This window comes from Corynebacterium sp. MSK310 (assembly GCF_030227355.1).
In the GTDB taxonomy this organism is placed as follows: domain Bacteria; phylum Actinomycetota; class Actinomycetes; order Mycobacteriales; family Mycobacteriaceae; genus Corynebacterium; species Corynebacterium rhinophilum.
In genome coordinates, this window is sequence record NZ_JASPFZ010000005.1 from 121,680 (window position 1) to 130,138 (window position 8,459).

The window sequence follows — 8,459 nt, forward strand, 5'->3', positions numbered from 1 at the left end:
GGCAATGACCTCTGTAAACCTCACGTGGGAGGAAGCAAAAAATCGCTCCCAGATGCTCAAGGTTGACCATTACGATGTCACTTTAGACCTTAAGCATTCCGATACCCACTTCGTGTCCACCACCACGGTGCGCTTTAGCACCCAGGAGGCCGGTTCTACCTTCATCGATCTGCGCGCGGACAAGCTGCACGAGGTGCGCCTGAATGGAAACCCACTGCCCACGCAGTCCTATGACCCCACCTACGGCATTCCCCTTTCCGGGCTGCAGGTAGCGGACTACACGCTCGAGGTCACCGCTGAGATCCCCTTCTCCCGGACCGGTGAGGGCCTACACCGCTTCGTGGACCCTGCCGATGACGAGGTCTACCTCTACACCCAGTTTGAAACCGCCGATGCCAAGCGCGTTTTTGCCTGCTTCGATCAACCGGATCTGAAGGCCACCTATTCCCTGCACTTTAAGGCTCCGGAGGAGTGGACCATTATCACCAATGGCCCGGTCACCCGCGAGGGAGATACCACCCACTCCGAAATCGACTACCCGCTGTCGACCTACCTGGTTGCCTTGTGCGCAGGCCCGTACCACGAGGTCACCGATACCTGGCGCGGTGAGCTGACCGAGCACCCCGAGGGCAAGCCGGCCCAGCAGCTCGAGGTCCCGCTTGGTATTTACTGCCGCGCCTCTCTGGCAGATTCCCTCGATGCGGAGCGCCTCTTTACTGAGACCAAGCAGGGCTTTGACTTCTATCACCGCAACTTCGGCTTCCCCTACCCCTTTGGCAAGTACGACCAGATTTTCGTCCCCGAGTTCAACGCCGGTGCGATGGAAAACGCCGGCTGCGTGACCATCCGCGATGAATACGTCTTTACCTCACAGGCCACGCACTACAAGTACGAGCTCCGCGCCGATACCATCCTGCACGAGCTCGCCCACATGTGGTTCGGTGACCTCGTGACCATGCAGTGGTGGAATGACCTGTGGCTCAACGAGTCCTTTGCTACCTGGTCCGCAGCCATCTCTCAGGCGGAAGAAACCGAATACGATACCGCCTGGGTCACCTTCGTCAACGGGGAAAAGTCCTGGGCTTACCAGCAGGATCAGCTGCCTACTACCCACCCCATTTCCACCGATGCCAGCAATATCGAGACCGTGGAGCAAAACTTCGACGGTATTACCTACGCCAAGGGCGCCTCGGTGCTCAAGCAGCTGCAGGCTTATGTCGGCCGCGAGAACTTCCTCGCCGGCGTGCGCCGCCACTTCGCCGCCCACGCGTGGGGTAATGCCACCTTCGATGATCTGCTCCGCCACCTCGAGGAGGCGTCTGGGCGTGATCTATCCTTCTGGGCACAGCAGTGGCTGAAGACCACCGGCATCAATACCCTGGCGGTTGCCACGGAGGCCAATGATGACGGCACCATCACCCAGGCGCACCTTACCCAGCGCGGCGATACCCTGCGCACCCACCGCGTGGCGGTGGGCCTGTATGGCACGCAGGACGGCAAGGTCGTGCGCACCGAGCGCCTCGAGATGGACGTGGAGGGCGAGGCCACCGAGATCCCAGAGCTGGTCGGCCGAAACCTGAATGACATCGATTTCATCCTGCCCAACGATGACGATCTGACCTACTGCCTCATCGATTTGGATGCAGGATCCCTGCAATTCCTGCTGGATAATATCGAGAAATTCGACGACCCCATGGCGCGCACCCTCTGCTGGTCCACCGCCTGGGAGATGACCCGCGCCGGCACCATGCGCGCCCGCGACTTCATCCGCTTGGTGGCCCGCGGCATGAAGGCGGAGACCGAGCTCGCCGTCCTCGAGCGCATCGTCTCGCAGGCGTCTACCGCGCTGAAAAACTACGCGGATCCGGCGTGGGCGAAAGACAGCACGGTTTTGGCGCAGGCGCTTGTCGATGGCGCCCGGAGCACCGATGCGCAGCGTTCCATCATCTGCACGCAGGCGCTGTCTCGGATTCGGCTGCACCAGCCTGCCCGCGACTACCTGCACGATCTCCTCGCGGATTCCGATGATGCCGGGCTGCGCTGGTCCGCCGTCGCAGCGCTTGCTGCCGCGGGCGCGCTTGCCGATGCCGAGGCCGCCATCGCCGCCCAGCTCAAGCGCGATAACTCCGCTACCGGCCACTACTCTTCCCTGCGCGCCCGCGCCGCGATTGCCACCGCGGATAATAAGCGCGCGGTATGGGAAGAGATCGTCGCCGGGGATCTCACCAACCGCGAGCTCACCTCCAAGCTGGAAGGGCTGAACTACCCGCACTCCGATGACCTCCTGCCCACCGCGGAATTCTTTGAGGTGGCCGAAAAGATCTGGGATTCCCAGTCCTCCGAGGTGGGCCTGACCACCGTCACCGGGCTATTCCCGTCCTGGGATATCACCCAAGACGGCCTCGATCGCGCCGATGCCTTCCTGCAGAAGGATCTGGCTGGCGGCCTGCGCCGCGCGATTACCGAGCAGCGCGACCGCGTGGCCCGCGCCCTGCGCAACCGCGAGCTCGACGCCAACTAGGTGACTATTTCTTGCGGAGGTTCAGCTCGATGCGCGGGCGCACCTGGATCTCCGTGAGCTGGGTGGTGGGCCCAGCCTCCACGACAGTGCGGATGGCGCGCGCCACCTCCACGGGCGCAATAACCTCGCTCGGGTTATAGTCCTGCAGGCCCTCCAGCATCGGGGTGTCGGTGGGGCCTGGCGCCACGGTGGAGACGCGGATACCGGGTTCGGAGATACGCAGGGCATCGGCAAGCGCATACAGCGCGTGCTTCGTCGCGGCATAAACCACGTTATCGCCGTAGCTCTTGCGCCCCGCCCCCGAGTTAATGAAGACGACGGTGCCCTCTGCCTTGCGCAGCTGCGGCAAAAGCGCGCGGGTGACCTCCGCCGGCGCGTGGACGTTTAAGTCCATGTGGGCGCGCCAATCGTGCGGGGTGGCCTCTTCCACCGAGAACTTCGTGGCGCGCGCCGCGCCGTGCACGAGCACATCGACCCGCTCTAGCTCGGGCAGCTGCATGCCCTCGTCCAAGCCGGCGACCAAGTCGCTGGCAACCGGCGTGATATTCGCGGCCTCCGGCAGCTCTTCGGCGCTGCGGCCCAGCGCATACACGTGGTGATCGCGGGCGAGATCCTTGATGATCTCGCGCCCCATGCCACCGGTGGCACCGGTAACGACGGCGATTTTCTCTGGCACATTCGTGGTATCAGTCATGCCACCCCATCATAGGGAAAATGGATGCTAGCGGTGCGCGGCGTCCGTCCCCGTTCCGCGATGTGGAACGATAGGGGCTATGGCTACTCCTGCAATCGCGATCGTCGGCATGGGCCCGCGCGGCATTTCCATCTTGGAACGCCTCGCCGCCCGCATGGATGATTCCAGTTCCCCCGTTACCGTCCACCTCATCGACGAGGCCCAGCACGGCGCCGGCCGCGTCTGGGACACCGCCCAAACCAAGACCCTGTGCATGAATACGCGCGCGGGCGCCGTCACGCTTTTTACCGAGCCCGGCGCGACGGTGAATGCCCCAGTGCTCGAGGGGCCGACGCAATACGAGTGGATCCAGCTGCTGCGCGGCGAGGGCGATAAGGTAGCTCCTGCCAAGCGCGAGCTTTTTACCCAGCACCCTCCGGCCGCGCATATTGCCACCGAGTACCGCGCGGAGCTGGCCGCTACCCGCCCGGAGTCCAACCCCACCCGCGCGTTATATGGCGAGTACCTGCGCTGGGTCTATGATGTGGTGCTGGCGCGCCTGCCGGAGAGCATTTCTACGGTCAGCCACCACCACCGCGTGGAGACCATCTCCGCAGACGGCGCGGCCGATATCCTGCACTTGGACGATGGCTCGCAGGTGCGCGCCGATGCCACGGTCCTAGCCTATGGCTGGATGGCGCCGCGCTTTAATGATGAGGAGCAGCGCTTGGCGGAGTCTGGGTTGCGGTGGATCGCACCGGGCAACCCCGTGGAACAAGACTATGGCGCCATTCCCGCCGGTGAAGACGTGTTGGTGCGCGGTCTGGGCATGGGCTTTTATGACATCATGGCGCTAACCACCATCGAGCGCGGGGGCAAATTCGTCGAGGATGCCACCACCCGCTCCGGCCTGCGCTACGAGGCGAGCGGGAAGGAACCACATTTCATCGTCTCATCCGGCCGCGGTTATCCCTTCCATCCCAAGTCCGAGTACAACGAGCTGCCGCCGACGATGCCGCGGCGGCGGTTGCATGAGGTCATCGGGAAGCTCCAGGGCACCGAGGACATCGACTTTGACGCCCAGGTTTGGCCCGCCATCGCGCGCGATAGCTACGAGGCGTATATCACCACGCTGGAACGGGTGAATCCGGAAGCGCTGCTCCGCCCGCGCGAAGAGATCCTCGCGGTCATCGATTCCACCGCGCCTGACGATCTCGGCACCGCCCTTACTCCCCTGGTCACCCAGCCGTGGGATATGACCGAGCTGATGTACCAAGTCGCTGGTTTTACCGGCGATATTTCGGCGCTTACCGCCCACATTGCGGACAGCCTGGCGAGCGATATTCAGGAGGCCGCAGCCGGCCACGATTCGCCCATGAAGGCCGCGCTGTGGTCACTGTCCCAGTCGCGCAAGCCCGCCTCCATCCTCGGCGCGGAAGGCCGCTATACCCGCGAGTCCCGCACGGGCCGCTACGCGCAGTTCATGTCCTTTGGGCAGATGGTGGGCTCGGGCCCTCCGCTTTTCCGCGTGCGCCAATTGCTCGCGCTTGTCGATGCCCACCTAGTCCGCTTCCTCGGCGATCACCCCACCCTCGCCATCGAGTCAGACCATTTCACTCTGACTTCTGGCCCGCGCTCGGCATCCGCGCCCACGCTTGTCGATGCCTTTATGCACAAGCCCGATATCCGCGTCGCCGGCGATCCGCTCACCCGCGGATTGGTCGAGGGTGGACGGATGCGCCCGTTTGCCGATCACAGGCAGGACACCGGTTCCCCCGAAACCGATGGTGCCACGCGGCGCACCGTACATCCTGATGGCAGCTTGGATGAACGCCTGCATATCGTGGGCATCCCCACCTATGCGCAGTGGCCGGATACAACGATTTCCCCCATGCCGGGCACGGACCCGCTCATGCTGCAGGAAACAGATAAGACCGCCGGTTCCCTCTTAAAGGTTGCCGGCGGCCACTAAGTACGCGTTTTAGAGCGCTTTTTAAAGGGCGTCGAGGGCCTGCTGCAGATCCGTTAGCAGGTCATCGATGTCCTCGATGCCGATGGAGATGCGCACCATGTCCTCCGGCGGCACCAATTCGGAGCCTTCGGCCGATACGTGGGTCATATTCTGCGGGTGCTCGATGAGCGATTCCACCCCACCCAGCGATTCCGCTAGGCAGATAAGCCGCGTATTCAAACAAATCTGCTTGGCGTGCTCTGGGTTGTGGAAGCGCACGGACATCATGCCGCCGAACCCACGCATCTGCTGCGCCGCCAGCTCGTGGCCCGGGTGCTCCGCCAATCCCGGGTACCGCACCTGTTTGACCTCTGGGCGGGCCTGTAAGAATTCCGCCACCTTTTGCGCATTGGCGCAGTGGCGGTCCATGCGCACGCCGAGGGTCTTAATACCGCGGGCGGTCAGGTAGGCATCGAAAGGCGAGGCGACCGCGCCCACATTGCCCTGGAAATACAGCAGCTGCTCATCCACCTCGGGGTCATTGGTAACTACGGCGCCACCGAGGACATCGGAATGCCCACCCAAGTACTTCGTGGTGGAGTGCAGGACGTGGTCTGCGCCGAGTGCGAGCGGGTTCTGGAGGTACGGCGTGGCGAAAGTATTGTCTACCAGCACCTGCGCATTGCCCTTAACCTTGGCCACCGCCGCAATATCGGTGATATTCAGCGCCGGGTTGGTCGGGGTTTCTAACCAGATGAGCTTGGTATTGTCCTTTACCGCGGCGGCGACGGCATCGACATCGCAGGTATTGATAATGGACATCTCCACGCCCCACTCCGTGAAATCATTAAGCAGGCGGTAGGACCCACCGTAGGAGTCATTGCCCAAGATGACGTGGTCGCCGGGGCGCACCAGAATGCGCACCATCGTATCGGCGGCTGCCATACCAGTGGCAAAGACGCGGGCGTAGTCCGCGCCCTCCAGCGCAGCCAAGGTCTTTTCAAGGGATCGAACCGTCGGGTTGGCCACGCGCCCGTATTCGAAGCCGCCGCGCAGCTGCGCGAGGCCATCTTGGGCGAACGTAGTCGAGGCGTAGATCGGCACGTTAATGGATCCCATGTGCGGATCCGGGTGATATCCAGCGTGAATGGATCGGGATGAAAATCCTTTTGCCAAGTTATGCGCGCTGTGTTCAGTCATGCCTCCCAATCGTAGACTAAGCGGTTCATCCACACCGGCCATTCGGCAATTTATATTCGGTTCCGCCCGCGCTGCAATTTCTGCGCTGTCAGTGAGATTTCAGGATTCTTCTCTACAATGGGTGCGGTTAGCTTGTGTCTACGATCAAGAAAGAATGATGAGTACGAACTTATTTATCACGGCTCAGGGCGCTGCAGAGAAAAAAGACGATGCAGTCGAGTCCGTATCGAGCTTCTGGAACGACGAAAACGTTCAGCTTTGGCTTATCGAGCGGCCCATTCGCATCGGCCTCATTATCATCTTGGCCTTCATTGCGCACTGGGCGCTGCGCCACCTCATCAACCGGCTGGCGAAAAACAGCATTAAGGCCTCCACCCTCAAAAAGCCCAGCCGCAGCCGCAGCAGGTCTGGAGAGGACGGACAACCGGATGACACCCTGCGAGAAACAAGGGAGGCCCGCCGGGCCTCGAGGATTAAGACCCTCGCCGGCGTGGGGCGATCGGCGGTTGCCATCGTGGTCTGGGTTTCGGCCGGCATCGCCATCCTGGATGAATTGGAAGTCAACGTTGCCCCGCTGATCGCGTCTGCCGGTGTAATCGGTGTCGCCCTCGGCTTCGGTGCACAGGAACTGGTCCGAGACTTCCTCTCCGGTATCTTCATGCTCATTGAGGATCAATACGGCATTGGCGATGTCATTGACTTAGGCAACGGCGTCTTCGGTGACGTCGAGTCCATTTCCCTGCGCATTACCACCGTCCGCGATATCGACGGTGCCCTGTGGTACGTCCGCAATGGCGAAATCTTGCAGGTGGCTAACCACTCCGATGAGTACTCCGTTGCCCGCATCCAAATCCCTGTCGGGCTATCCAATGACCCTGAGGTTGCTGGCGATGTCATCGACAAGGCCGTCAAGGATGCCGTCAAGGACGAAAAGATCCGCAAGATGGTGCTCAGCACCCCGCGCATCGACGGCATGTCCAAGTTCGAGCCGGACTACGTCTCCTTCCGCGTTTCCACCAAGACGCTGCCGGGCCGCCAGTGGGACGTCCAGCGCTTTGTCCAGTCCCGCGTCCTCAACGTCATGCACGCAGAGGGCATCAGCACCCCCTACCCACACGGCATCGGCATTGCCAATCCGCACAAGGGAGACGATGCCTAAATGAATTCCGTCTATGAAGCCATCGGTGGGACCCCTACCTTTGAACGCCTAGTGCATGGCTTTTATGACCAGGTCAAAGAAGACGACGTGATTGGCCCCATGTATCCGGATCAAGATTGGGAAGGTGCGGAACAGCGCCTTACCTGGTTCCTGATTCAGTACTGGGGCGGTCCCCAACACTTCTCCGAAAATCGCGGCCACCCGCGCCTGCGCATGCGGCATGCGACCTTCCCCATAGACATGGAAGCTCACGACCGCTGGCTCGAGCTGATGGGAAAATCCCTCGATAGCATCGAGGAAGACACCATCCCGCCGGCGTATCGCACCATGATTTGGGACCACATGCAGCGCGTCGCCGCCATGCTCATCAATAGAGCGCCTTAATTTTCACCTGCTTGTAACGCTGCTTTTGCAAGCGTTTCAAGCCACAAACAGGGGCCCTCGCACTTCCGTATTAGGTAAGTGCGCGGGCCCCTTTACTGTGTATCAGCACTAGCACCGGCTAGCGCTAGCAATGTTATGTCCATGAGGTTTTTGGACTTGGAGTCCAGCTACTTTGTGGACTCGGAGTCTAGGGACTTTGTGGACGCGGAGTCTCCCCGCTTTTTGGACGGGGAGTCCACGGAGTTTTTGTACTGGTGCTAGTTTGGCTTCTTCCGGCGGCTTGGCCGTGGCCCAGAGAGATTGGGTTTTAGCTCTGGGGGTTGTCGGTGCCACATGCCGACAACGTGGTTTATGTTGATTTGACCGCCGGGTGGACGCTGATTCAGTTGGATCGGTAGCGGAAATGAAAACAGTTTCTCACCGTCGTGATCAGTAAAAAATTCCACATAGTCATCGGCTACGCTGCTGTAGATGGCTCGATTTTTGAAGCGCAACCCGACGTAGAGGCCGTGTCCCATAACGCGTACCACCCCGCTTTTGTTGATCCACAGCTTGTCCGGGATAGGCCAGA

6 protein-coding genes and 1 pseudogene are annotated in these 8,459 nt (G+C 61.4%); 4 read left to right on the forward strand and 3 right to left on the reverse strand.

What is annotated here, in order from left to right:
- The first annotated feature begins 4 nt into the window (after positions 1–4).
- A complete protein-coding gene (pepN, locus tag QP891_RS05960) occupies positions 5–2,521 on the forward strand; it encodes an aminopeptidase N (RefSeq protein ID WP_284805847.1) in 2,517 nt (838 codons plus the stop codon).
- A gap of 4 nt (positions 2,522–2,525) precedes the next feature.
- On the opposite strand, the gene QP891_RS05965 is transcribed toward pepN, so the two are convergent.
- Positions 2,526–3,215 (reverse strand): SDR family oxidoreductase, encoded by a 690-nt coding sequence (locus QP891_RS05965; RefSeq protein ID WP_284770202.1) that lies wholly within the window; start codon positions 3,213–3,215, stop codon positions 2,526–2,528.
- 79 nt (positions 3,216–3,294) lie between these two features.
- On the opposite strand from QP891_RS05965, the gene QP891_RS05970 reads away from it, so the two are divergent.
- Positions 3,295–5,166, forward strand: a complete 1,872-nt coding sequence (locus QP891_RS05970) for an FAD/NAD(P)-binding protein (protein ID WP_284816994.1) — start codon at positions 3,295–3,297, stop codon at positions 5,164–5,166.
- Positions 5,167–5,187: 21 nt separating this feature from the next.
- Here QP891_RS05970 and QP891_RS05975 read toward each other — a convergent pair whose 3' ends face one another.
- Positions 5,188–6,345 (reverse strand): cystathionine gamma-synthase, encoded by a 1,158-nt coding sequence (locus QP891_RS05975; RefSeq protein ID WP_284770200.1) that lies wholly within the window; start codon positions 6,343–6,345, stop codon positions 5,188–5,190.
- Positions 6,346–6,499: 154 nt separating this feature from the next.
- Between QP891_RS05975 and QP891_RS05980 the strand changes: the two genes are divergently transcribed.
- Complete coding sequence (locus QP891_RS05980; RefSeq protein WP_284770199.1) at positions 6,500–7,504, forward strand: mechanosensitive ion channel family protein; 1,005 nt, start codon at positions 6,500–6,502, stop codon at positions 7,502–7,504.
- On the forward strand, positions 7,505–7,888 hold the full coding sequence (locus tag QP891_RS05985; RefSeq protein WP_005277863.1) for a globin: 384 nt from the start codon (positions 7,505–7,507) through the stop codon (positions 7,886–7,888).
- Between the two features lie 257 nt (positions 7,889–8,145).
- On the opposite strand, the pseudogene QP891_RS05990 reads toward QP891_RS05985, so the two are convergent.
- A pseudogene (locus QP891_RS05990) lies at positions 8,146–8,459 on the reverse strand (transposase); the annotation flags it as partial.